Source organism: Halorussus marinus, from assembly GCF_004521895.1.
GTDB lineage: Archaea > Halobacteriota > Halobacteria > Halobacteriales > Haladaptataceae > Halorussus > Halorussus marinus.
Genome location: NZ_SBIR01000001.1, coordinates 81031 through 105519 on the forward strand (window position 1 = coordinate 81031; position 24489 = coordinate 105519).

Annotated in this window: 23 protein-coding genes; 17 read left to right on the forward strand and 6 right to left on the reverse strand. The window is 68.0% G+C overall.

Annotated elements, in window-relative coordinates; genetic code table 11:
• Positions 1–34: 34 nt before the first annotated feature.
• The 3 genes from EPL04_RS00370 to EPL04_RS00380 all read left to right on the forward strand — a co-directional run bounded on the left by EPL04_RS00370 (position 35) and on the right by EPL04_RS00380 (position 2798).
• Positions 35–1471, forward strand: a complete 1437-nt coding sequence (locus EPL04_RS00370) for an arylsulfotransferase family protein (RefSeq protein WP_134668392.1) — start codon at positions 35–37, stop codon at positions 1469–1471.
• Positions 1472–1546: 75 nt separating this feature from the next.
• Complete coding sequence (locus EPL04_RS00375) at positions 1547–1804, forward strand: glutathione S-transferase N-terminal domain-containing protein (RefSeq protein WP_134668394.1); 258 nt, start codon at positions 1547–1549, stop codon at positions 1802–1804.
• Between the two features lie 169 nt (positions 1805–1973).
• A complete protein-coding gene (locus EPL04_RS00380) occupies positions 1974–2798 on the forward strand; it encodes a formate/nitrite transporter family protein (RefSeq protein WP_209019534.1) in 825 nt (274 codons plus the stop codon).
• A gap of 39 nt (positions 2799–2837) precedes the next feature.
• Here EPL04_RS00380 and EPL04_RS00385 read toward each other — a convergent pair whose 3' ends face one another.
• Positions 2838–3797 (reverse strand): transcriptional regulator, encoded by a 960-nt coding sequence (locus EPL04_RS00385; RefSeq protein WP_134668396.1) that lies wholly within the window; start codon positions 3795–3797, stop codon positions 2838–2840.
• 149 nt (positions 3798–3946) lie between these two features.
• Between EPL04_RS00385 and EPL04_RS00390 the strand changes: the two genes are divergently transcribed.
• Positions 3947–5263, forward strand: a complete 1317-nt coding sequence (locus tag EPL04_RS00390) for a tRNA(Ile)(2)-agmatinylcytidine synthase (protein ID WP_134668397.1) — start codon at positions 3947–3949, stop codon at positions 5261–5263.
• A 112-nt stretch (positions 5264–5375) separates the two neighbouring features.
• Complete coding sequence (locus EPL04_RS00395; protein WP_134668399.1) at positions 5376–6467, forward strand: DUF373 family protein; 1092 nt, start codon at positions 5376–5378, stop codon at positions 6465–6467.
• Here EPL04_RS00395 and EPL04_RS00400 read toward each other — a convergent pair.
• The 4 genes from EPL04_RS00400 to EPL04_RS00415 form a co-directional block, all read right to left on the reverse strand.
• Complete coding sequence (locus tag EPL04_RS00400) at positions 6464–7306, reverse strand: polyprenyl synthetase family protein (protein ID WP_134668401.1); 843 nt, start codon at positions 7304–7306, stop codon at positions 6464–6466. The genes EPL04_RS00395 and EPL04_RS00400 overlap by 4 nt on opposite strands.
• A 198-nt stretch (positions 7307–7504) precedes the next feature.
• Positions 7505–8455: an electron transfer flavoprotein subunit alpha/FixB family protein gene (locus EPL04_RS00405; RefSeq protein WP_134668402.1), complete on the reverse strand. Its 951-nt coding sequence runs from the start codon at positions 8453–8455 to the stop codon at positions 7505–7507.
• On the reverse strand, positions 8452–9243 hold the full coding sequence (locus tag EPL04_RS00410) for an electron transfer flavoprotein subunit beta/FixA family protein (RefSeq protein ID WP_134668404.1): 792 nt from the start codon (positions 9241–9243) through the stop codon (positions 8452–8454). The genes EPL04_RS00405 and EPL04_RS00410 overlap by 4 nt, the downstream gene beginning before the upstream one ends.
• A gap of 69 nt (positions 9244–9312) precedes the next feature.
• Positions 9313–10443 carry a helix-turn-helix transcriptional regulator gene (locus EPL04_RS00415; protein WP_134668406.1) on the reverse strand — a complete coding sequence of 377 codons (1131 nt, stop codon included), beginning with the start codon at positions 10441–10443 and terminating at the stop codon, positions 9313–9315.
• 154 nt (positions 10444–10597) lie between these two features.
• On the opposite strand from EPL04_RS00415, the gene EPL04_RS00420 reads away from it, so the two are divergent.
• Both EPL04_RS00420 and EPL04_RS00425 read left to right on the forward strand, forming a co-directional pair.
• Positions 10598–11851, forward strand: a complete 1254-nt coding sequence (locus EPL04_RS00420) for a DUF7094 domain-containing protein (protein WP_134668408.1) — start codon at positions 10598–10600, stop codon at positions 11849–11851.
• Positions 11852–11878: 27 nt separating this feature from the next.
• Positions 11879–12340: a type IV pilin gene (locus EPL04_RS00425; RefSeq protein ID WP_134668410.1), complete on the forward strand. Its 462-nt coding sequence runs from the start codon at positions 11879–11881 to the stop codon at positions 12338–12340.
• Between the two features lie 213 nt (positions 12341–12553).
• On the opposite strand, the gene EPL04_RS00430 is transcribed toward EPL04_RS00425, so the two are convergent.
• Complete coding sequence (locus EPL04_RS00430) at positions 12554–13177, reverse strand: methyltransferase domain-containing protein (protein WP_134668412.1); 624 nt, start codon at positions 13175–13177, stop codon at positions 12554–12556.
• A 230-nt stretch (positions 13178–13407) separates the two neighbouring features.
• Here EPL04_RS00430 and ahaH point away from each other — a divergent pair, with 230 nt between their 5' ends.
• From ahaH to EPL04_RS00480, 10 genes are all read left to right on the forward strand, one after another.
• Positions 13408–13740 (forward strand): ATP synthase archaeal subunit H, encoded by a 333-nt coding sequence (gene ahaH, locus EPL04_RS00435; protein ID WP_134668413.1) that lies wholly within the window; start codon positions 13408–13410, stop codon positions 13738–13740.
• Complete coding sequence (locus tag EPL04_RS00440) at positions 13727–15928, forward strand: V-type ATP synthase subunit I (protein WP_134668415.1); 2202 nt, start codon at positions 13727–13729, stop codon at positions 15926–15928. The genes ahaH and EPL04_RS00440 overlap by 14 nt, the downstream gene beginning before the upstream one ends.
• A gap of 190 nt (positions 15929–16118) precedes the next feature.
• Positions 16119–16394: a F0F1 ATP synthase subunit C gene (locus EPL04_RS00445; RefSeq protein WP_134668417.1), complete on the forward strand. Its 276-nt coding sequence runs from the start codon at positions 16119–16121 to the stop codon at positions 16392–16394.
• A 24-nt stretch (positions 16395–16418) separates the two neighbouring features.
• Positions 16419–17000, forward strand: coding sequence for a V-type ATP synthase subunit E (locus EPL04_RS00450; RefSeq protein ID WP_134668419.1), 582 nt, complete (start codon positions 16419–16421; stop codon positions 16998–17000).
• Positions 16997–18058: a V-type ATP synthase subunit C gene (locus EPL04_RS00455; protein WP_134668421.1), complete on the forward strand. Its 1062-nt coding sequence runs from the start codon at positions 16997–16999 to the stop codon at positions 18056–18058. The genes EPL04_RS00450 and EPL04_RS00455 overlap by 4 nt, the downstream gene beginning before the upstream one ends.
• Positions 18055–18396, forward strand: a complete 342-nt coding sequence (locus EPL04_RS00460) for a V-type ATP synthase subunit F (protein ID WP_134668423.1) — start codon at positions 18055–18057, stop codon at positions 18394–18396. The genes EPL04_RS00455 and EPL04_RS00460 overlap by 4 nt, the downstream gene beginning before the upstream one ends.
• Positions 18393–20153, forward strand: coding sequence for an ATP synthase subunit A (locus tag EPL04_RS00465; protein WP_134668424.1), 1761 nt, complete (start codon positions 18393–18395; stop codon positions 20151–20153). The genes EPL04_RS00460 and EPL04_RS00465 overlap by 4 nt, the downstream gene beginning before the upstream one ends.
• 3 nt (positions 20154–20156) lie before the next feature.
• Complete coding sequence (locus tag EPL04_RS00470) at positions 20157–21584, forward strand: ATP synthase subunit B (protein WP_134668426.1); 1428 nt, start codon at positions 20157–20159, stop codon at positions 21582–21584.
• Between the two features lie 93 nt (positions 21585–21677).
• Positions 21678–23663 (forward strand): bacterio-opsin activator domain-containing protein, encoded by a 1986-nt coding sequence (locus EPL04_RS00475; RefSeq protein ID WP_134668428.1) that lies wholly within the window; start codon positions 21678–21680, stop codon positions 23661–23663.
• 45 nt (positions 23664–23708) lie between these two features.
• Positions 23709–24458, forward strand: coding sequence for a bacteriorhodopsin (locus EPL04_RS00480; RefSeq protein ID WP_134668430.1), 750 nt, complete (start codon positions 23709–23711; stop codon positions 24456–24458).
• Positions 24459–24489 lie beyond the last annotated feature (31 nt).

Below are 24489 nucleotides of genomic sequence, written 5' to 3' on the forward strand. Positions count from 1 at the left end.
TACATTTAACGGGCACCGCGTCGTCACGGCCGGTATGAACCTCGGCTCCGTCTCGCGCTCGCGGCGGTGGCTCGTCCGGATCGCGGTGGCGCTGGTGGCGGCCGCGCTCCTCGCGCCCGCCGCGATCTCCGGCGCCACGTACGTCCTGACCGACGAGGACCCCGGAAACCTCCGGGCGTCTGTCGAAGAGCCCGCGAACGGCACGACCGTCATCTCGATTCAGGGCTTTCACTTCCAGGGGATGGCAAACGAGAACAAGCCCGCCCGCCTCGTCGCGGTCGGCCCCCGCGGCGACGTCGAGTGGGTCCACAACGGTTCGGGGTTCGACGCGACGTGGTTCTACGACGTCGACCCGCTTGAGGACGGCCACCTGCTCGTGACCGCGACCGCCGCCGACGAGACGCTGGTGTACGAACTCGACCCCGACACCCAAGAGCGGATCTGGACCGAACGCCTCCCCATTCAGGACACCCACGACGTCGATCTGATCAACGGCGACCGACTGCTGGTCGCGAACATGCGCGAGGCCGGGAAAGACGACCGCCTGTTCGTCTACGACACCGCCGCCGACGAGATCGTCTGGGAGTGGCACTTCGACGACCACTACCCCGAGTCGGTCGGGGGCTCGTCGAACGACTGGACCCACGTCAACGACGTCGACAAGATCGGCGACGGCGAGTATCTGGCCTCCCCCCGGAACTTCGATCAGGTGATCGTGGTGAACCGCTCGACCAACGAGATCGACGCGCGACTCGGGAGCGACGACGACCACGACACGCTGTACGAACAGCACAACCCCCAGTACCTCGAAGGCGCGGGCGGGACGCCAACGATTCTGGTCGCTGACAGCGAGAACGACCGGATCGTCGAGTACGCACGGGACGCCCGCGGTGCGAACGGTTCGAGCGCGTCGGCGTCCTCGGACGGCGAGTGGACCCGGACGTGGAGCGTCGGCACCGACGGGCTGAGCTGGCCCCGGGACGCGGACAGACTCCCCGACGGTGACACGCTGGTCGTGGACACGATGAACCAGCGCGTGTTCGAGATGACCCCCGAGGGCGACGTGGTCTGGGAGTTCCACGCGCCGTGGGCGCCCTACGACGCCGAGCGCGTCCACCTCGGCGACGAACCCGGCGGGCCGACGATGCGGGAGCTGAACGCCTCCGGAAGCTACGACCTGAGCGGTAGCAGCCTCTCGGTCGGCGACAGCGAGGGCGTCGCCTTCTGGATCGACGAGACGTTCGGGGGGACGCCGGTCGAGGCCCAGGCCACCTCCGTCGCCCGGACGTGGGCTCACGTCACGCCGTGGATCCGGCCGGTGTGGATGACCGGCTGGGAGTTCCTCGCGGCGATCGCCGCCGGAATCGCGCTGGTCGCGTGGGGCGCGGGCGAGGCGATCTACCAGCGCCGTCGGCTCCGGACCGGCCTCTCGAACGCCCTGAGGCGGGTGTCGGAGTTGGGAGGGCGGTAGTCCGGCGAGCCGACGGTCGCGTCACGACCTTCCGACACCATCACGTTCTTTGCTCGCAAGCGACTACGCGCCCACATGACGAACCTCGAACTGTACGAACTCGAAGGCTGTCCGTACTGCGCGAAGGTCAAAGAGAAGCTCGACGAGCTCGGTCTCGACTACGAGTCTCACATGGTGGCCTCGTCGCACTCCGAGCGCACCGAGGTCGAGGCGGTCAGCGGCCAGACGGGCGTCCCCGTGCTGGTCGACGAGGAGCACGGCGTCGAAGGAATGGCCGAGAGCGACGACATCGTCGAGTACCTCGAGGAGACGTACGGCGATCAGGTGGCCTGAGGACCCCCGGATCGGTCCGGGCGCGATCCGCCGGCAGTCCGAACGCGCTTTCTGACCTCTGCACTCCGCGGAGTGGCAACAAAGGCTACGTGGCTCCCGCCAGTGCGTTCGACCGTGGTGGAACGCTGGGAACGCACGATAGAGACGATCTGGGTTCGGGGGGAGTAGCGTGGGAGACGCCGAAACGACGACCGAGGGCGACTCCGAGGAGTCGACGACCGAGCAGACGCCCTCGCCGGACATTCTGGACTCGCTCATCGAGAGCGGGCTCCACGAGATTCGCCGCGAGCGAAACGGGCTTTTGCTGTCTGGCTTCTCTGCGGGCCTCGACATCGGCTTCGGGCCGGTGCTGATGGCGGTGATTCTCACTCTCTCGACCGGAGGGTACGGCGACCTCGGGACGGAACTGCTGGTGGCGAGCGCCTACGCCGTCGGCTTCATTTTCGTCATCATCGGTCGCTCGGAGCTGTTCACCGAGCACACGACGCTGGCGGTGCTCCCCGTCGTCGACGGGCGGGCGTCGCTCGCGGGACTGGGGCGGCTCTGGGGGCTGGTGTACGCGGGCAACATCGTCGGCGGGGCGGTGTTCGCCGGCCTGCTGGTCACGCTGATGCCCAACCTCGGGGTCGCCTCGCCCGGGGCGTTCGAAACGATCGCGCACAAGCTCGTCGATCACGACCCCGGCTGGCTGTTCGTCGCCGGGATCCTCGCGGGCTGGCTGATGGGACTGCTCGCGTGGCTGCTCACCGCCGCACAGGAGACGATCAGCCGACTCGCGGTCGTCTGGCTCGTCACGGCCTCGATCGGGCTCCTCCACCTCCCGCACTCGATCGCGGGCAACGTGGAGGTGCTGTTCGGCGTGTTCGTCTCCTCGGGGGTATCGGTGACCGATTACGCGACGTTCCTCGCGCTCGCGACCGCGGGCAACGCGATCGGCGGGGGCGTGTTCGTCGCGCTGTTGAAGTACGGTCACGTCGTACGGGGCGGGGGCTGAGTGCTCGCCCGGACCCGGAGAACGATCTGTCCCGGGCGCTCAGGCCGGTTCCTCGGCGCGCTCGCGGATCAGCTTTCGCAGTTCGTCGGGATCGTCGATCTCCTCCAGTTCGTCGCGCTCGACGAGCCCGGTGCCGTCGACGTTCTCGCGGTTGGCCTCGTCGACGAAGTAGACCGATCGGGTGTGGGCGACCTCGCCGATCGAGGACATGATCCGGGCGCGCTTCTCGGCGGCCTTGGTGAACGCCGAGTGGCCGGTGAGGACGTTCTCGTCGCTGTCCTCGTCCTCACTGACGGTCTTGAACGGCGCCCGAACCGTGGGGTGGACCTCGAAGCCCGCGCGGGTCAACACTGTGACGATGCGCTCGTCGTCGCTCTCTGGCTGGGGGTCCTCGGGCGTGGGGTCGCCGTCGCGGACCTCCTCGGCACCGTCGAGCACCTCGACCGGGCTGGTGAGGTCTCCCTCGAACATCTCTTCGAGCTCGAACGCGACCTCGACGCTCGCGTTCATCCCGTCCTCGTACTTCGAGACGGTGCGCCGAGAGACCCCGAGCTCGGAGGCGAGCTGGCCGAGGCTCCAGCCGCGCTCCTCGCGCTCGTCGCGGAGCACGTCGCCGTCGATGTTGACGTAGAGGCCGCCGGGCGCGGCGTAGACCAGCGGCGCCAGTCCCTCGACGAAAAGCTCCATCGCGGTGTCGGGACTGAACACGGGGACGCCGTGGCGAAAGTAGACGACGCCCGGTTCGAGGTCCTCGTCGCGAGTCCGTAGACCGACGACGAGCGGCGTCGCGTCGAGGTACTCCCCGAGCCGACGCATCTCCACACCGGTCGCGCCGTCGAGCGCGTCGACGTTCGCCAGCACTTTCAGTAACAACAGGTCGCGGCCGCGCCTTGCGGCCACGTCGAAACTCTTCGGTCGAATCGCGCACCGGTCGCTCACGGAGAACCCCGCGTCCTCCAGCATCGCAGTCACGTTCCCGACCAGTGCAGACCGGGACATATCCGCATGTAAGTGATTCCCCTATATATGCGTTGTGTCGAACGTATCCCGACCGCTGCTTGCGATTGGACGCCGCCACGGCGGTACATTCATATTGGAAGACGGACGGCTCCGAAAGCCGTTAGTCCGACACGCCCCTACCGCCGACAGTGACGGTCATCGGCATCGACGACACCGACTCTCGGGAACTCGGGATGTGTACGACCTACCTCGCCGCCCGGGTAGCCGAGCGGGTCGGCGCCGAGCGACGGCTCCTCGTCCGGCTGAACCCCGCTGTCGAGCACAAAACTCGGGGCAACGCGGCGCTGGCGATCCACACCGACGCCGACCCCGACGACGCCTTCGAGGTCGCCCGCGAGGCGGTCGCCGAGGCGGCCGCGACCGACGACCCGCGGACGAACCCCGGGCTGGTCGTCGCGCCCGGCGACCCCGGGGCGGTGCCCGATTCGGTCGCCGCGTTCGCCCGCCGCGCGGTTCGCGAGCGGCTCGACGTCGAGGCGGCTGAGGCCGAACTCGACGCCGCGGGCTACCGCCACGCCGGCTGGAAGGTCGGTCGCGGGAAGATCGGCGCGCTGGCCGCGGTCGGCGCGTGGGCGGGGCTGGGCCCCGCGCCGGACGCGAACGGCGTCGACCGCGACGGCTCGAACGCCGCCGACGGCCCGGGGGGCGAGTGGACTTACGAATGTATCACCTATCGGGAGCGCGACCGGTGGGGAACGCCCCGGGAGGTCGACGCCGACTCGGTGTTCGAAGCCGCCGACGACGCCTACCCCGTCGTCTGGGACACCGTCGACCGCGAGACGGGCGAACTGGTCTGTGTCCCCCACACGCCCGGCCCGATCCTCCACGGGATCCGCGGCGACGACCCCGACGCCGTCCGCGAGGTCGCCGAGGCGATCGAGAGCGAGCCCGTCGAACGCCGGGCGGTGTTCGTCACGAATCAGGGCACCGACGCCCACCTCCGAGACGCCCCGCTCTCGGCCGCCGCGAACGGCCGCTCGTACCGGACGACCGGGACCGTCGTCGACGACCCGGAGACGAGGCGGGGCGGCCACGTCTTCTTCGCGATCGAGGACGGCGAGTCGCGCCTCGACTGCGCCGCCTTCGAACCGACCAAGCGGTTTCGCGACCGGGTCCGCGCGCTCCGGGCCGGCGACCGAATCACGGCCTGCGGCGAGGCGTCCGAGGACACCCTCAAACTGGAGAAGTTCGCGGTGCGGTCGCTGAACCGGACGGAACTCGCCACCCCGGACTGCCCGGACTGTGGCCGGTCGATGGAGAGCGCCGGAGCGGGACAGGGCTACCGGTGTCGAGACTGCGCGACGACCGCCGACGGCAAGATCGAACGGGCGGTCGACCGGGAGATCGAACTCGGGTGGTACGAGGTGCCTCCCGAGGCCCGCCGACACATCGCCCGGCCGCTGGTCAGGGGCGGGTTCGACGCGCCGACTCACCCCGAGCGATGACCGCGACGGGCCGACGTCCGGGGATTTCGATCGGCGTCGACCACCGGCCGTCATTCCGACCTCGCGGCGGCGTCCCGAAAAGAGTTAAACCCCGCACCCGTACGCCCGGCTAATGCTGCTGGTCCTGTGTGTGGACCTCGACGACGACCTCGGCCGGAAGACCGACTTCGACACCCCGGTCGTCGGTCGGGACGACGTCGAGCGCGCCGCCGTGGCGCTCGCGACCTCCGACCCCGAGGACAGCGACGTGAACGTCATGTTCGAGGGCGTCCACCTCGCCGACCGCATCGACGACGAGACGGTCGAGGTGGCGGTCGTGACCGGCGTCGACGGGAGCGACGTCGCCGCGAATCGGGCGGTCGGCGAGGAGGTCGACGAGGTGCTTGCCGGGCTCTCGACCAGCGAGGAGGTCCGGGCGGTCATCGTTACCGACGGCGCCCAAGACGAGAGCGTGATCCCGGTCGTCCGATCTCGGGTGCCGGTCGACGGCGTCCGGCGCGTGGTGGTCCGGCAGGCCCAGGACCTCGAATCGATGTACTACACCATGAAGCAGGTGCTCGACGACCCCGAGACCCGCGGGACCGTCCTCGTCCCGCTTGGCATCCTGTTGCTAATCTACCCGCTTGCGGTCATCTCCGACTGGCAGGGGTTGCCCGGCGCGGCGGTGTTCGGCATGACCTCGGGACTGCTCGGCCTCTACGTCCTCGGCCGGGGGCTGGGCGTCGAGCGCCTGCTCGACCGGGCGGCCGAGAAAGCCCGCACCGGGCTGTACGCGGGCCGTGTGACGCTCATCACCTACGTGGTCGCGACCGCCCTGCTGGTCATCGGCGGGGTTCGCGGGGTCGAGATGCTCGAATCGGTGAAGGCCGGGAGCGACGCCCCGGTCGGACCGATACGCGTGCTCGCGTCGCTGGTCTACGGGGCCGTGACGTGGTTCACCGCCGCCGGAATCACCACCAGTCTCGGTCAGATCACCGACGAGTATCTCGCCGACCGCTTCCGGTGGCGCTACCTCAACGCCCCGTTCTACGTCGTCGCGATCGCCGCGGTGCTCCACGCGGTCAGCGCCTACTTCCTCGGGCGCGTCCCGCTGACGTATCTGGCGGGGATGCTCACTGTCGGCACGTTACTCGGCCTCTCGAGCACGCTCGCGTTCGCGGTCGCCGAATCCCGCCAGTCGCGGCGGGCAGAACAGGTCGGCTAGCGCTCGCGGGTCACGACGAACGACGCGAGGTCTTCGAGGTAGCCGGTCGCGGTCTCGTCGGGGGTCTCGGCCCGGTCGAGGGCGGCCAGCGCGGACTCGGACTGCTCGCGAGCGAGGTCGTTGGCCGCCGCGGCGTCGAGGTCGGTCACCTGCACGATCGACGGCCGGCCCATCTCGGCGTCGGTTCCGGTCGGCTTCCCGAGTTCCTCGGCGTCGGCGGTCGCGTCGAGCACGTCGTCGCGGATCTGGAACGCCACGCCGACTCGCTCGGCGTACTCGCCGAACGCCTCGACGGTCACGGGGTCGGCGTCGGCCGCAAGCGCCCCCAGTTCGGCGGCCGCCCGGAACAGCGCGCCGGTCTTCCGGCGGGCGAGTTCCATGTACCCCTCTCGGTCGGTCGGCCGGGCGACCAGTTCGGTCGCCTCGCCCTCGCCGAGTTCGACCATCGCGTCCGCGACCGCGACGGTCGCTCGGGGGTCGGACGAAAACAGCTCGAACGCCTCGCCGATGAGCCCGTCGCTCGCGATGATCGCCGGCGCGTACCCGAACTCGGCCCACGCGCTCGCGGTGCCACGGCGGGTGTCCGACCGGTCGATGATGTCGTCGACCACGAGCGACGCGTCGTGGACCAGTTCGACGCCCACCGCGAAGTCGACTGCGGCCTCGGCGACCCCGCCGGCGGCCTCGCAGGACAGGACGGTGACGGTCGGCCGGACGCGCTTTCCCCCCGACAGCGCGACGTGGCGGACCTCCTCTGAGAGCTCCGTCGGCTCGACCCGGTCGAGGACCGCTTCGAGGCGCTCCTCGACCAGCGCCCGCCGGGACTCGGGATAATCCATCGGCCGGGACTCAGGACCGGCAAAACAAGTACGTGACGATAGCGGAGCGGTTCCGTGACGGTCGCTCCGCACCCGCTTTCGCTCTCGGTCGCGTTGCTCGCCGCGGACACCGCTCGGCGCGGAACGCTCGATCAAAATCCCGGCCGCGAATGTCCCGAGCGGCCGGCGATCGATCCTCCCCGGATCGGTCTGGAGGCGTTACTCGAACTCCTCGATGAGTTCGGGCACGACCTCGAACAGGTCGCCGACGACGCCGTAGTCGGCGATGTCGAAGATGGGGGCGTTCGGGTCGGTGTTGACCGCGATGATCGTGTCCGAGCCCTTCATCCCGGCGACGTGCTGGACCGCCCCGGAGATGCCGATGGCGAGGTAGACGTCGGGGGTGACGACCTTCCCCGACTGGCCGACCTGCCGGTTCTTGGGGAGCCAGCCGTTGTCGACGATCGGTCGCGACGACGACAGCGTCGCGTCGGTCGCCTCGACGAGATCTCGGATGAGATCGAGGTTCTCCTCCTCCTCGATGCCTCGGCCGATCGAGACGATGAAGTCGGCCTCGCTGATGTCGACGTCGCCGCCGCCGACCTCCTCGAAGCCGGTCACCGTCGAGCCGGCGTCGGTGTCGATGTCGACGTCGAACTCGGCCACCTCGGCGTCGCCGACGCCGTCTGCGGCGGGCCACTCCGCGCCGCGGATAGTGACCGCCGTCCGGTCGCCGCCGACCTCGACGGTCGTCTCGACCTTCGAGCCGTACATCTCGCGGGTGACTTCGAGCCCGTCGTCGTACTCGAAGCCGACCGCGTCGGTCGCCAGCGAGAGGTCGAGTCGGTTAGCGACTGCGGGGGCGAAGTCGAGCCCGTTGACGCTGTTTGCCATCACCAGCACTTCGGGGTCGAGTTCGGCGTGGAGCGCCTCGACGGCTTGGGCGTAGACGTCGTGGTTGAACTCCTCGCCCTCCGAGACAGTGTGGATGAAGTCGACGCCTTCGCGGTTCAGCTCGTCCGCGAACTTTTCGGTGTCGCCGCTGATGACCGCGACGTGGAGGTCGCCGCCGGTCGCGTCGGCCAGCTCCCGGCCCGCGGTCACGAGCTCGTAGCTCACGTCTCGGAGGTCGCCGCGGCGGTGCTCGGCGACGGCCAGCACGTCGCTCATTCTGCCACCCCCTTCTCGCGGAGGACTTCAGCCAGTCGCCCGGCGGTCTCGCCGGCGTCGCCCTCGAAGAGCTCGGCGTCGCTCTCGCTCTCGGGCTCGTACATCGAGGTGAGGGTGAGATCGCTCTCGACGGCGTCGGCATCGAGCCCGACGTCGTCGAGGGTCTTTGGCGCGATCTCCTTGCTCTGGGCCTGCCGGATGCCCCGGAGGCTGGCGTACCGGGGCTCGTTGATCCCGGTCTGGATGGTGAGCACCGCGGGGAGCTCGATGTCGGTGAGCTCCTCGACGCCGCCCTCCAGTTCGCGGTGGACGTGTGCGACGCCCGCCTCGTGGTCGTAGTCGAGGGCGTTGACGACCGCGCCCCACTGGAAGCCGAGGTGGTCGGCCAGCGAGACGCCGGTCGCGCCGAACGCGTCGTCGCCAGCCTGCACGCCGGAGAGGACGAGATCGGGGTCTTCCTCCTCGACGACGGCGGCGAGCATGTTGGTCTTCGTCTCAACGTCGAGCAGGTCGACGTCTTCGAGCGCGTCGTCCCACACTCGGACGGCGCGGTCCGCGCCCTTCGCCAGCGCCATCCGGATGGTTTCGTCGGCCCGCTCGGGCCCGATAGTGACCGTCACGACCTCGTCGGCCGGACCGTCCTCTTTCAGTTGGACGGCCTCCTCGACCGCGTAATCGTCCCACTCGTTCAGGTCGTACTCGAGGTAGCGTTCGTCTACCTCGGTCCCCGCAATCTCGAAGTCGTCGGCGACTTCCGCGACCTCTTTCACTGTCACCAGGACCTTCATAATAGATGTGTCTCTGGCACGGAGGTAAACGCTTTCGAAACGCACGACGCGATGCCGGTAGTTTCCGAGCTACTCGGTCACGTCCTCGTCCGGGAGGGTGATGAGGTTCTCGCGGCCGATCCGGAGCTTGTCCACGTCGCCGTTGTCCGCCATCTTCGAGAGCAACTGGGAGACTTTGGCGTTCGACCAGTTGGTCTCCTTGACGATGTCGGCCTGCTTCATCCGGCCGTCGTTCTCCTCGAGCAGTCGGAGGACTCGCTCCTCGTCGCTCAACAGTTCCGGATCGGGCTCGGCCTCGTCGTCGCTGTCGGTCTCCTCGGCGGTCGCGCCGCCCGTAGTAGCGTCTTCGGACGGCTCGTCCGACGCGGCGTCGGCGATGTCGGCCTCCGACAGGTCGGGAGCGTCCTCGCGGCGAGTCCACGCGTACGCGCCGGTCCCGCCGGCCAGCACCAACAACAGCAAGACGACTCCCGAGAGGCTTCCGACGTCGGGCAAGCCGCCGCCCGGCGATCCGGGGGTCGTCGAGGCCGGGTTCCGGGGCTCGTAGGAGACCTCGATCTCGCCCGGCTCGAACGACTCGGGGCCCTCGTAGTGGAGTTCGTTGACGTTCGAGACGCCCTTGTTCGGGGGCGTGTTCCGCACCACGTAGCTGTCGGGGCCGTCGATGACCAGCGACTGGTCGCGGGTCAGCTCCGGGAGCCAGGTTCCGGACGGCGTTCTGAACGCGTCGTCGACGACGACGACTCTGTCTTCGACTCGCGAGAAGTTCGTCCAGGTGAACGACAGCGTGAGCCGGCCGACCGTCCCGTTCTCGAGGAGCCTCGCGGACCGACTCGCGTCGCGGATCGCCATCTTTCGGTCGGGGGCGGCGCGGGACCCGATGCGTTCGAACGTCTCGCTGGTGACCCCGACGTCCGTCTCGCCGCTCTCGTACTTCTCGGCGAGCTGTCGGAACGCCGCCGTCTCGTTCTCGTCCCGGAGGGCGAATTGTGTCGTTACCGTCCAGTCGGCGTCCCCGGTCTCGCGGAGGGAGACGCGCATGATCGTTTTGTCGTGGGTTTCGTTGGTCTCCGTCGCGGTCTCGCTCTGTTGGAGGGGCGTCGCGGTCAGCTCGTCGGTCGACTGGCCGACGCCAGCGGCGGCTCCGGCGACGGGACCGAGGGCGAGGAGGGCGACGAGGAGGGCGGCGAACCACCGCATACAGTCGCGTGAACACGCCGACAAGAAAATACTTTCTATCCGGAGATAAAACGTCAGCGCGCTCCGTGAAACGTCTCGGGCGCTCTGATGGCGTCCCGGCGGAGTTCATACTTTCGTGCGTATTTTAATGGTGGGCGGGCGAGATGCGAACGAGATGCGAGTCACCCCCGTTATGCTGGCGTTACTGCTGGCCCTCTCTCCGGGCGCGGCGGCGGTGCAGGCGGCCGCGCCGCTGGCCTCGGCCGCCGACGACCGCGTCGGGGCGACCGACGTGGTCCGACCGGCGACGAACGAGAACACGACCGCGGTGCTGACGCTCGGCGCCGACCCCGATCGGACGGCGTTCGACTCGGCGTCGGTGTCGCTCGGACGCGCGCTCGCGGCCGATCGGGCGAGCGCCGAGACGGCGCTCAGCGTCGGCGCGCTCGACGAGAAACTGGCCGCGGCCGGAAGCGACCGCCGGCGGAAACAGATTCTGACGCGGTACCGGTATCGGATAGAGAATCACGTCATCTCACTACGGTCGGCCGAACAGCGCGCGACCGAGGCGTTCTCGAACGGATCGCTGTCGGCCACGGCGTACCTCCGGACGCTCGGTCGCATCGACGCCGAAGCCGAGCACGTCCGCCACACCGTACGGGAACTCCAGACGCGGGCACAGAAGCTCCCCGACTTCGGAATGCTGAACGTCGACACGTCGGTGCAGGTGCGGCTCATGCTCGTCGAAGGGCCGGTCCGAGACCGGATCTCGAAATCGCTCCGGGGGACGCGCGATCCGATCCGCGTCCACGTCAGCACGGCCGGACGCGGCGTCGCGCTCTCGGCGATTCGCGACGGCGAGTACGTCCGTGAGATCGCCCGCCCCGACCGGCGCGACTCGGGGACGACCGAGTCGCTGACCGTCGGACGGGCGTTCAACCTCGTCCTCGACCAGTACCCCTGGGTCCGGAACAACACCGCCGGCGGGAGCAGTTCCCAGTACAGTCCGACCGATGTCTACGACGTGACCGTGAACCACAACCACGGCAACTTCACGGCCTCGCTCGACGCCGGGACGGGTGAGATATTCAAGGAGATCCAGTACAAGCGCCTCGAAGGCCAGCGGACCCTTCCGCCGGGACCGGGCGTCCGGAACACCGCCGCGAACGCGTTCGGCACGGAGAACGTCACGCTCACCGTCAACCGCACCTACCCCGGCGGTCCGCTTCGGGCACATCTCGCGAACGAGACCGGCGCGCCCCTCGACGGGACGATCACAGTCGACGGCGAACCCGTCGGGGCTACGGGCTCAGACGGCGTCCTGTGGACGCTCGGCCCCGACGAGCAGTTCCGCGTGAGCGCGACCCACGACGGGACGACGGTCAACGTGACCGCGACACCGGTCGACATCCGCTCGGCCGAAGGTTGAAGACGGAAGCCGGGACCAGTTGGCGGCGTGTCCCCCCGCGCCGTCTCCCCCGTCTTGGGCGTCGTCTGCCTGCTCGTCGTGACGGTCGTCCTCGCCGCCGCCGTCGGGACCGCGGCGCTCGGGACCACGCTCCCGACCGACCGCCCGACGGCGGCCGTCGATCTACGCGTCGACGCGGGCGCCGACCGGCTCGCGCTCGTTCACCGCGCTGGCGAGGCCCTCGACGTGCGAGCGCTGTCCGTCCGGATTCTGATCGACGGCGACCCCCTCGACCGCCAGCCGCCGGTCCCGTTCTTCTCGGCGCGCGGGTTCGTCTCCGGGCCGACCGGCCCGTTCAACCCCGCCGCCGACCCCCGGTGGTCGGTCGGCGAGCGTGCGAGCCTCCGAATCGCCGGGACGAACGCGCCGACGATAGCGCCCGGCGAACGCGTCGCGGTCGAATTCCTCGTCGAAGGTGTAGTCGTCGCGGAGGCGTCGGCGAGGGCGTAGCTCCTCTTCGGGGACGCGAGCGACGGTGGTGATCGCGACGTTGGGATCGTACGAGGGCCCCATCTCGCGGTGCTCGACCACCCTTTTACTTCGTCGAGCGTCCACGCTCGCGGCGCTCGCCGCGGACGCCGCTCCTCGCAAAAAGCTGGATCAAAAACGACGCTCCCCTACTGCGTTCGCTCGCATCTCCGGTCGCTCCGGTCGATCGCTGACCTACTCTTCGGGGACGCGAGCGACGGTGGTGATCGCGACGTCGGGATCGTACGAGGGCCCCATCTCGCGGTGCTCGATGTCGACGTACCCCGCATCGCGGAACATCCGATCGGCCTCCTCGCGGTCGTAGAACAGCATGATCGCGTCGGCGACCTTCTGCATCACCGTCGATTCCGGGTAGTTCGGCCCGACCACGAGCACCTGTCCGCCGGGCTTTGCGACTCGGCGGATGTCCCGCAGTGCGAGCACCGGGTTGGGCCAGTACTCGATCGAGCCCGACGACCACACCACGTCGAAGCTGTCGTCGCGGAACGGGAGCCGCTCGGCGTCGCCTCGGTAGAAGCTCACCGGGTCGTGCTTGCCGAACTTGTCCCACGCCTTCTCCATCTGGTGGACGCTCTGGTCGAGCCCGTGGACGTTCTCTGTGTGTTCGAGCAGTCCCTCGGTGCCGAAGCCGGTGCCACAGCCCACGTCGAGGACCCGGTCGTCGGCCTCGATGTCGAGCATCGCCAGCGCCTCGGCACGCATCTCCTCGTTCCAGATGAACGGGTTGACGCTGTCGTACACCTTCGAGAGGTACTTGTAGAACAGCCGCGCCCGGCTCTTGTCTTCGAGGATACCCATTGGCACTATTTTTGTGCCGCTCGACAAATAATCCTGCCATTTCGCGCGGGTGAAACCGACGAGCGCACGCCGGCGCTTTCCGCAGAACGCGCTCGTGATCGCACACCCGACCGACGAGGCGGCCGGCTCCGAGGACCCCGCGTTCGCTTCGCTCACGGGGTCGCGCCAAAGGACCGTAGGTCGTTCCGCAAGTAGTTTATAGGCGCTCCCGCAACTTTCGCGTGATTAGTATGCCGAGGCCAGAGGTTCTCGAACGAATCAAGGAGGCCGAGACGGAGGCCGACGAAATCGTCGCCGAGGCCGAGGAGGCCCGCGACGAGCGCATCTCCGAAGCACGCGAGGAAGCAGAGGAGATCCGCCGCGAAGCCGACGAAGAGGCGTCCGAGCTCCACGAGGAGCGGGTCGCCGAGGCTCGCGAGGAAATCGAGGCCGAGCGCGAAGACATCCTCGCCGAGGGCGAGGCCGAGCGCGAGGAGCTCGAAACCCACGCCCGAGAGAACGAGGAGGAAGTAACCGACTACGTCGTCGACCTGTTCGAGGAGGCGGTGCATGCTCAGACCTGAACGAATGAGCAAGGTGTCCGTGACGGGCTCGCGCGCCGTCATGGACGACGTCATCGAGACCGTCCACGAGCTGAATCTGGTGCATCTCTCGGACTACGACGGCTCGTGGGAGGGGTTCGAGCCCGGCGCGCCGATCGAGGGCGCCGACGAGGCGTCGGACAAGCTCGTCACCGTCCGATCGCTCGAGAGCATGCTCGACCTCGACGAGGCCGACGCCGGACCGAGCCGCATCGTCACCGACGAGGCCCTCGAAGACGAACTCGAATCGGTCCGCACAGAGGTGAACGAACTCGACGACCGACGGAGCGAGCTCGAAACCCAGCTCCGGGAAGTCGAGGAGCGTATCGACTCGATGGCGCCGTTCGCGGACCTCGGTATCGATCTCGACCTGCTTTCGGGCTACGATGCCGTTCAGGTCGCGGTCGGCGAGGGCGACGCCGACGAGGTCCGTCTCGCGCTCGAAGCCGACGAGAACGTGCGTGAGTTCGACGTGTTCGCGGGGTCGGACACGATCGCGGTGTTCGCCTACCCCGAGTCGGACGCGGGCGACGACGCGCTCGACGAGGCGCTGGTCGGCGTCGACTTCGCGCTACTCGCGGTCCCGGACGCCGAGGGGAGCCCCGAGGAGTACGTCGAGGAGCTCGAACACGAGCGCCAGAAGCTCGAAACCGAGCTCGAAAGCGTCGAGAGCGAACTCGAGAACCTCCGCCTCGACACCGCCGGCTTCCTGCTGGCCGCCGAGGAGAAGCTCTCTATCGACGTCCAGAAGGCCGAGGCGCCGCTCAACTTCGCGACCACCGAGAACGCGTTCGTCGCGGAGGGCTGGATCCCGACCGACCGGTACACCCAGCTCGCGAGCGCGCTCGGCGATCGAGTCGGCGACCGCGTCGAGGTCGACGAGCTCGAACGCGCCGCTTACGACCGCCACGGCAACGCCCACGACACCGAAGAAGTCGAGCGCGACGAGCCCGCCCGCGAGGAGATCGCCGACGAGGACGTGGCGGCCGACGGCGGACAGGTCACGATGGGCGACGACCAGCCGCCGGTCGTCCAGGACAACCCCGGCGCGTTCAAGCCGTTCGAACTGCTCGTCGAGACGATCAACCGCCCCAAGTACTCCGAGTTCGACCCGACGGCGCTGCTGTTCCTGACGTTCCCCGCGTTCTTCGGGTTCATGATCGGTGACCTCGGCTACGGACTCCTGTACATGGGGATGGGCTATTGGCTGTACCGCAGTTTCGACAGCGCGGCGCTCAAGAGCCTCGGCGGCATCGCGATATGGGCCGGCGGGTTCACCGCGCTGTTCGGCGTCCTCTACGGCGAGATATTCGGCCTCCACCAGCTCGGCGAACTCGTCTGGGGCGGCCACCCGCCCATGAAGAAGGGACTCCAGCCGATCGAGGGCGAGTTCGCGCTGACGTGGATGGTCGTCTCGATCCTGGTCGGCCTGCTCCACATGACCGTCGGATACGTTCTCGACTTCGTCGAGAACCTACAACACAGCGTCACCGACGCCGTCCTCGAGAGCGGCTCGTGGGTCCTGCTGTTCGCGGGCATCTGGACGTGGATCTTCAGCACGCAGGCCGAGACGATGAAGCCGGGCTTCCTGTTCACCGTCTTCGACGGCGAACCGTTCGCGCTCGGCTTCGGGGGCTTCTCGCCCGCGATCGGGACCGTCGGACTCGCCATCGGCGCGGTCGGCTTCGTGCTCTACGTCGCCGGCGAGTTCAAGCACTTCGGCGGACCCGGTATCGTCATCGGCGCGCTCGAAAGCCTGAGCGTCCTCTCGGACGCGCTGTCGTACACCCGGATCGCCGCGGTGTTGCTCGCCAAGGCGGGGATGGCCTTCGTGGTCAACCTCCTGTTCTTCGGCGTGTACTCCGTGGACCACGGGGAGGGCGCCGAGTGGCACTTCATGATCGACTACGGTCCGCAGTACGTCCTCGACCACTACGAGGCGGCCTCCATCATGTTCCCCGGCCTGATGCACTCGGGCATCGCCGGCGTGCTCGGCGGGCTGGTCGTGCTCGTCGTCGGCCACCTGCTGGTGCTGGCGCTCGGGATCACCAGCGCCGGACTGCAGGCGGTGCGTCTCGAGTACGTCGAGTTCTTCGGGAAGTTCTACGAGGGTGGCGGCGACGAGTACGAGCCGTTCGGGTACGAACGGACGTACACCACGCAGGACTGACTCCCCCGCCGCTCTCCGATCGACTCTGCGTTGGCGGTTCCCCCCGTGTCTTTTCCATTGTCATTTGGTATCACAAAACCGGCTCAAGGGCCGAGACGCCCCCGCTCGTCAACTCTTTTGGGAAGCTTTATGATGGCAGTGACGGCAAATACGACTGTCCGGTTACGAGAGCAAACGGAGACAAAACCCTATGTACGAATTTGTACTCGCGTTCGTGGAAAGCAGTGTACTGCTCGCTCAAGACGGCGCCGCCAGCGGCGGCCCGGCGTTTACGGCCGAAGCCGCCGCCGCGTTGTCGGTCGGTCTCGCGGCGCTGGCCGCGGGGTACGCAGAGCGCGGTATCGGTAGTGCGGCCATCGGCGCCATCGCCGAGGACGAGAGCCTCTTCGGGACGGGCCTCATCATGACGGTCCTGCCCGAGACGCTCGTGATCCTCGCGCTGGTCGTCGTCTTCATCGTCGGTTAAACGCACCCTTTCCCCTCTTCATCAATGAGTCTGGACACGGTAGTTGAGGATATTCGAAACGAAGCCCGCGAGCGCGCGAAGGAGATTCGTTCGGAGGGCGACGAACGCGCCGCCGAAATCGTCTCCGAGGCCGAAGCCGACGCCGAGGAGATACTCGCGGAGCAAGAACGCGAAACCGAACAGACGATCGCCCAGGAGCGCGAGCAGAAACTCTCCAGCGCCAAGCTGGAGGCCAAGCAAAAGCGCCTCGAAGCCCGCCGAGACGTCCTGCAGGACGTCCGCGAGAGCGTCGAAGAGCGACTCGCAACTCTCGGCGGCGACGACCGAGAGGCGCTCACCCGCGAACTCCTCGACGCGGCGGCCGAGGAGTTCGACGACGGTGCGACGGTTCGGGTGTACGGCAAGCCCGACGACGACGAACTGCTCACCGACATCGTCGCCGACTACGACGGCTACGAGTACGCCGGCGAGTACGACTGCCTCGGCGGCGTCGTCGTCGAGAGCCAGGAGTCTCGACTCCGCGTGAACAACACCTTCGACTCGGTGTTGGAAAGCGTCTGGGAGGACAACCTCCAAGACATCAGCGGCCGTCTCTTCGAGCAATGAGCGTAGAAAAGACGGGCGGTCCCTCGAACTACGAGTACGTCTCGGCCCGGGTCCGAGCCCGGCGAGCGAAGCTGTTCGCCGAGGAGGACTACCGGAAGCTCATCCGGATGGGCCCCGGCGAGATCGCGCGGTACATGGAGGAGACGGAGTACGAAGACGAGATCAACGCGCTTGGCTCTCGGTACGACGGCGTCGATCTGATCGAGTACGCGCTCAACCGCAACCTCGCCAAGCACTTCGAGGACCTGCTCGACTGGGCCGAGGGCCGGCTCTACACCCTCATCGCCCGGTACCTCCGGAAGTTCGACGCCTGGAACGTCAAGACCGCGCTCCGGGGGATCTACTCGGGCGCCGACAGCGAGACCATCGCCGAGGACTTCACTTACGCCGGCGAGTTCGACCGGCAGTTCCTCGACCGGCTCGCGGAGGCCGGCTCCATCGAGGACGCCGTCGAACTGCTCGACGGCACGCGCTACGGCGAGCCGCTCGCCGCCGCGTTCGAGGACTACGAGGAGTCGGGCGTGTTGATCCCGCTCGAAAACGCCGCCGACCGCACGTACTACGAGGGTTTGATCGAGGGCGCCACCAAGTCCGGGAACCGCGCGACCCAGCTGTACGCCGAGTTCCTGCAGGCCGAGATCGACTTCCGGAACGTCCGTAACGCGCTCCGGATCGCCCGGAGCGGGGCCGAGATCGACCCCGAGGACTACTTCATCGAGGGCGGCGACCTGTTCGACGCGTCGGACGTGGCCCAACTGTCGGGGAACGTCGACGAACTCGTCACGTTCGTCCGTGACAGCAGCTACGGCGACGACCTCTCGGATGCGCTGAACGAGCTCGAACGAGCCGACAGCCTCATCGGGTTCGAACACGCACTAGACGCTGCACTGCTAGAGTACTCGAACCACCTTTCGCACGTATTCCCGCTGTCGGTCTGTCCGGTCCTCGCGTACATCCTCGCCAAAGAGCGCGAGGTCGAGAACATCCGCGCCATCGCTCGCGGCCGCGAGGCGGGCCTGACCGAGACGGAGATCGAAGACGAACTGGTGATACTATGAGCCAGGAGATCGCGGTCGTCGGCAGCCCGGAGTTCACCACCGGATTCCGGCTCGCCGGCGTTCGAAAGTTCGAGAACGTTCCGGACGACCGGAAAGACGAGGAGCTCGACGACGCGGTGAACCGCGTCCTCGACGACGAGGAGATCGGTATCGTCGTGATGCACGACGAGGACCTCGATCGCCTGTCGCGGCAGGTCCGCAACGAGGTCGAGACGAGCGTCGAACCGACGATGGTCTCGATCGGCGGCGGCGCGGGCAGCGGCGGACTCCGCGAGAAGATCAAGCGCGCAATCGGTATCGACCTTATGGACGAAGACGAAAACGGTGACAACGAATGAGCCAAGCAACCGAAACCGACACCGTCCGCGAGGACGGCGTCATCGAGAGCGTAAGTGGACCGGTCGTGACCGCCACTGACCTCGGGGCCCGGATGAACGACGTCGTGTACGTCGGCGAAGAAGGGCTGATGGGCGAGGTCATCGAGATCGAAGGCAACCTGTCGACGATTCAGGTGTACGAGGAGACGTCGAGCGTGGCGCCGGGCGAGCCGGTCGAGAACACGGGCGAACCCCTCTCGGTCGACCTCGGCCCCGGAATGCTGGACTCCATCTACGACGGCGTCCAGCGCCCGCTGGCGGTCCTCGAAGACAAGATGGGCGCGTTCCTCGACCGTGGGGTCGACGCGCCCGGCATCGACCTCGAAAAGACCTGGGCGTTCGAGCCCGAGGTCGACGAGGGCGACCACGTCGAACCCGGCGACATCGTCGGGACGGTCCCCGAGACCGAGAGCATCGACCACAAGGTGATGGTCCCGCCCGACTACGAGGGCGGCGACGTCGTCGCGATCGAGAGCGGCAACTACACCGTCGAGCAGACGGTCGTCGAACTCGACAACGGCGAGGAGATCCAGATGCACCAGGAGTGGCCGGTCCGCGAGGCCCGCCCCGCGGCCCGCAAGGAGACGCCGACCGAGCCGCTCGTCTCCGGCCAGCGCATCCTCGACGGCCTGTTCCCCATCGCGAAGGGCGGCACGGCCGCGATTCCCGGCCCGTTCGGCTCGGGCAAGACCGTCACCCAGCACCAGCTCGCGAAGTGGGCCGACGCCGACATCGTCGTCTACGTCGGCTGTGGCGAGCGCGGCAACGAGATGACCGAGGTCATCGACGACTTCCCCGAACTGGAGGATCCGGTGACCGGCAAGCCGCTGATGTCTCGGACCTGCCTCATCGCCAACACCTCGAACATGCCGGTCGCGGCCCGTGAGTCCTGCGTGTACACCGGTATCACCATCGCGGAGTACTACCGCGACATGGGGTACGACGTGGCGCTGATGGCCGACTCCACCTCCCGGTGGGCCGAGGCCATGCGCGAGATCTCCTCCCGGCTCGAAGAGATGCCCGGCGAGGAGGGGTACCCGGCGTATCTGGCCGCGCGCCTCTCGGAGTTCTACGAGCGCGCCGGCTACTTCCAGAACATCAACGGAACCGAGGGGTCGGTCTCGGCGATCGGCGCGGTCAGCCCGCCCGGCGGCGACTTCTCCGAGCCGGTCACCCAGAACACCCTGCGTATCGTGAAGTGTTTCTGGGCGCTCGACGCCGACCTCGCGGAGCGTCGTCACTTCCCCTCGATCAACTGGGACGAGTCGTACTCGCTGTACACCGACCAGCTCGACCCGTGGTACAAGGAGAACGTCGACGAAAACTTCCCCGATCGGCGTCAGTGGGCCGTCGACGTGCTCGACGAGGAGGGCGAGCTTCAAGAGATCGTCCAGCTCGTCGGCAAGGACGCCCTGCCCGAAGACCAGCAGCTCACGCTCGAAGTCGCCCGCTACATCCGGGAGTCGTGGCTCCAGCAGAACGCGTTCCACGACGTCGACACCTACTGCTCCCCGGAGAAGACCTACGCCATGCTCGGCGCCATCGAGACGTTCAACGACGAGGCGTTCGACGCGCTCGACGCCGGCGTCCCGGTCGAGGAGATCCAGGACATCGACGCCGTCCCGCGGCTCAACCGCATGGGCGTGCAGGACGACTGGGAGGAGTACATCTCCGACCTCGAAGACGACATCGCGGACCAGCTCCGCGCCAAATACTGAACCATGAAAGAATACCAAACTATCACCGAAATCAGCGGCCCGCTGGTGTTCGCCGAAGTTGACGAGTCCATCGGATACGACGAGATCGTCGAGATCGAGACCGAACAGGGCGAGACGCTCCGCGGACAGGTGCTCGAATCCAGCGACGGTCTCGTCGCGATCCAGGTGTTCGAGGGCACCGAGGGCATCGACCGCAACGCCTCGGTCCGGTTCCTCGGCGAGACGATGAAGATGCCGGTCACAGAAGACCTGCTCGGGCGCGTCCTCGACGGGACGGGCCAGCCGATCGACGGCGGCCCCGAGATCGTGCCCGACGACCGCCACGACATCGTCGGCGCGGCGATCAACCCCTACGCCCGCGAGTACCCCCAGGAGTTCATCCAGACCGGCGTCTCCGCCATCGACGGCATGAACACCCTGATCCGGGGCCAGAAGCTCCCGATCTTCTCGGGCTCGGGACTGCCCCACAACGACCTCGCGCTCCAGATCGCCCGACAGGCGACCGTCCCGGAGGAAGAGGCGGACGGCGACGACGAGGAGGGCTCGGAGTTCGCGGTCATCTTCGGCGCGATGGGCATCACTCAGGAGGAGGCAAACGAGTTCATGGACGACTTCGAGCGCACGGGCGCGCTCGAACGCTCGGTCGTCTTCATGAACCTCGCCGACGACCCCGCGGTCGAGCGGACGGTCACCCCGCGGATGGCGCTCACGACCGCCGAGTACCTCGCGTTCGAGAAGGACTACCACGTACTGGTGATCCTGACGGACATGACCAACTACTGCGAGGCGCTCCGCGAGATCGGCGCGGCCCGCGAGGAGGTGCCGGGTCGCCGTGGCTACCCCGGCTACATGTACACCGACCTCGCCCAGCTCTACGAGCGGGCCGGCCGCATCGAGGGCCGCGAGGGGTCGGTCACCCAGATCCCGATCCTCACGATGCCCGGCGACGACGACACCCACCCGATCCCGGACCTCACCGGCTACATCACCGAGGGCCAGATCTACATCGACCGGGACCTCAACAGTCAGGGCATCGAGCCGCCGATCAACGTGCTACCGAGCCTCTCGCGGCTGATGGACGACGGCATCGGCGAGGGGTTCACCCGCGAGGACCACGCCGACGTCTCCGACCAGATGTACGCGGCGTACGCGGAAGGCGAGGACCTGCGTGACCTCGTGAACATCGTCGGTCGCGAGGCGCTCTCGGACCGCGACAACAAGTACCTCGACTTCGCCGACGCCTTCGAGACGGAGTTCGTCCAGCAGGGCTTCGACACCAACCGGGACATCGACGACACGCTCGACCTCGGCTGGGACCTGCTCGGGATGCTTCCCGAAGAGGAGCTCAACCGCATCGACGAGGAGTTCATCGAGCGCTACTACCCCGAGGACGACGAGACCGAGACGGCAGAAGAAGTCGCGGCGGACTGACGACCGATCTCTTTTCGACCGCTCGCCGAAAGCGGTGGTGCCGGGCCGGCGGGCGTCCCCGATGTTCATACGTCAGGAGTCCTACGCTAGCGTATGACAACGCGTGGCGTGGACGGGGCAGACGTGGTGTACGTCGCCTCGGCGGCCGACACCGCGGCCGACGTCGCCGACGGGCTGGCGGCCGCGGGCGCGGCAGTGACCGTCGTCGCGTCGGCGGACGCCGCGATCCGGGCGGTCCGCGAGCGCGACCCCGACTGCGTCGTCACCGAGTTCCGACTCGGCGAGGGAAACGGCCTCGACCTTCTACGTCGGCTCCGGCGCGAGCGCGACCTCCCGGTCGTCGTGTTCTCGGACGCCGACGATCCCGCGCTCGCGGCGGCGGTGCTCGACGCCGCCGGCGCGTTCGTTCCGACCCATGACGGCGGCGTCGATCGGCTGTGTCGCCGGCTCGCGAACTGTCTCGGCGACGAGGCTCGCGTGGGCATCTCCGAGACGATGAAAGAGCGCGCGATGGACGAAGCGCCCGTCGGCATCACGGTCGCCGACGCGACACAGCCCGACGAGCCGCTCGTCTACGTCAACGAGGCGTTCGAGCGGCTGACCGGCTACTCAACCGAGCAGGTGCTGGGGCGAAACTGCCGGTTCCTGCAGGGGCCCGACACCGACCCCGAGGCGGTTCGAGAGCTCCGGGCGGGCATCGATGGGGCCGAGCCCGTCTCGGTCGAACTCCGGAACTACCGTCGGAACGGCGAGCCGTTCTGGAACCGCGTGGACGTCGCCCCGATCCGGGACGGCTCGGGAACCGTCACTCACTACATCGGGTTCCAGACGGACGTGACCCGGCGTCGACGCGCCGCGACCGCCGCGCGCCGGTGGGCCGAGGAGTGCCGCGCCGAGCGACGGACGGTCGAACACGTCCTCGACCGGGTCGAGGGGCTGGTCGAGGACGTGACCCGGGTGTTAGTCGAGGCGTCGTCGCGTCGAGCGGTCGAACGTCGGGTCTGCGAGCGGGTCGCGGCGACCCCCGGATACGCGGCCGCGTGGGTGGGGCGGGTCGACCGGACTCGCGACGAGGTTACCACGCGCGCCCGAGCGGGCGATGTCGACCGCTCGCTCGGCGATCGGTCGGTCGACCTCTCGTCCGCCGCGCCGGCCGCGCGTGCGGTCCGAACCGGGACGGCCGAGTCGGGCGAGGGGTCGGCCGCCTCGCCGGACTCAGACCCGGCCGACTGCTCGACGATCGCGGTGCCGCTCGCCTACCGCGAGACGACGTACGGAGTGTTGACGGTGTACGGGGCCGACTCGAACGCGTTCGACGCCCACGACGCGACCCTGCTCGCGTCGGTCGGGCGGGCGACCGGCAACGCGATCAACGCCATCGAGAGCAAGCGAATGGTGGCGGCAGACGAGGTCGTGGCCGTCGAAGTGACCGTCTCGGATCCGAACGCGCCCCTCACCGAACTCGCCGCGGCCGCCGGTAGCCGGTTCGAGTTCGAGGGCGTGAATCGCCGATCCGACGGGACCGTCGTGCTCTTTCTGGGAGCAGACGGCGCGGTGTCGTCGGACGTCGACGAAGACTCGTCGGTGCGGGCGATCACCGCGGTCAGCACCGATCCCGAGTGGTCGCTGACGGAGGTCTCGCTCTCGGCGGACACCGTCGTCGGCCGACTCGGGGATCTGGGCGTTCGGCTGACCGACCTCGACGCCACCGACGAGCGCGTCGCCTATCGGTTCGAGGCGCCCGGCGAACCCGTGGCCCGATCGGCCGTCGACGCCTTCGAGGACCGTTACGACGGCGTCGAACTCACGCGGTTTCGGCGTCGCGAGCGGTCGGACCGCTCGGGGCGGGGGTTCGTCCGCGACGTCCGCGACCGGCTCACGGACCGCCAACTGACCGCGCTCCAGAAGGCGTACTTCGGCGGGTTCTTCGAGCGGCCCCACCGGGTGACCGGCGACGATCTGGCCGACTCGATGGGCATCTCCCGGTCGACGTTCCACCAGCACCTGCTCGCGGCACAGCGAAAGGTCCTCGGAGCGTTTCTCGAAGACCGCCCCGACCTCGACCCGATACCACACTAGTGTGGTACGTCGCTTTCTATCCTTCAGCATTATTTACTAAGTGCTATGCCACAACCAGGTAGCGAATCGATTTGGCTCTGGCTCGGGACCGCCGGTATGTTCCTCGGGATGGTGTACTTCATCGCGAGGGGCTGGAACGAACGCGACCAGCGACGACAGGAGTTTTACATCGTCACGATATTCATCACCGCCATCGCGTTCGTGAACTACCTCGCGATGGCGCTCGGGTTCGGGCTGACGACCGTCGAACTGGCGGGCGAGACCCTCGACATCTACTGGGCGCGGTACACCGACTGGTTTTTCACCACGCCGCTGTTGCTCGTCGACCTCGGGCTGTTGGCCCGAGCGAACCGCAACCAGCTCGGCACGCTGGTCGGTCTCGACATGCTGATGATCGCGACCGGCGCGGTCGCGACGCTGGCCGCCGGAACCGGCGCGCTGGGCGAGGGCGCTCGACGCCTGATCTGGTGGGGCGTCAGCACCGGCTTCCTCGTGGTGTTGCTGTACTTCCTGTTCGGCACGCTGAGCTCGCAGGCCTCGGAGGTGTCGGCCGAGGCCCAGTCGACGTTCACTCGGCTCCGGAATCTCGTCGTCGTGGTGTGGGCGGTGTATCCCGTCTGGTGGCTGGTCGGCACGGAGGGACTCGGCGTGATCGGACTCGGCCTCGAAACGGCTGGCTTCATGGTTCTCGATCTGGTCGCCAAGGTCGGCTTCGGCTTCATCCTGCTGTCGAGCCGCAAGGCCATCGACGACGCCGCCGCGGCCGGCGGCGACCCCGAACCCGCGGCCGCGTGAGGCTCGCGGTCGCTCGCTTCGCTCGCCCGCG